The organism is Microvirga antarctica, from assembly GCF_017921815.1.
GTDB lineage: Bacteria > Pseudomonadota > Alphaproteobacteria > Rhizobiales > Beijerinckiaceae > Microvirga > Microvirga antarctica.
In genome coordinates this window covers 1-284 of record NZ_JAGEMM010000160.1, presented here as the reverse complement: position 1 = coordinate 284, position 284 = coordinate 1, and the positions used below count along the sequence as shown (strand labels likewise).

1 protein-coding gene is annotated in these 284 nt (G+C 55.6%); it reads left to right on the top strand.

Annotated features, from left to right (window positions below):
* Positions 1 to 284: pyruvate formate lyase family protein (locus J4G32_RS21300; protein WP_281413607.1), on the top strand; the 284-nt coding region annotated here is incomplete at both ends.

The following is a 284-nucleotide window of genomic DNA, read 5'->3' as shown; positions in this document are numbered from 1 at the left end:
AATTTCTCTGGAGCGCGCGCTGCTTTATACCGCCAGCCATCAGCAGACGGAGGGCGAACCGGTCATTTTGCGCCGCGCCAAAGCGACGGCGTATATCCTTGAACATGTTGAAATTTCGATTCGTGACGAGGAGCTGATTGCCGGAAACCGAACCGTTAAGCCGCGCGCAGGTATTATGTCGCCGGAAATGGACCCGTATTGGCTGCTTAACGAGCTGGATCGGTTCCCGACGCGTCCGCAGGACCGTTTTGATATCAGCGAAGAGGATAAGCGCCTCTATCGTG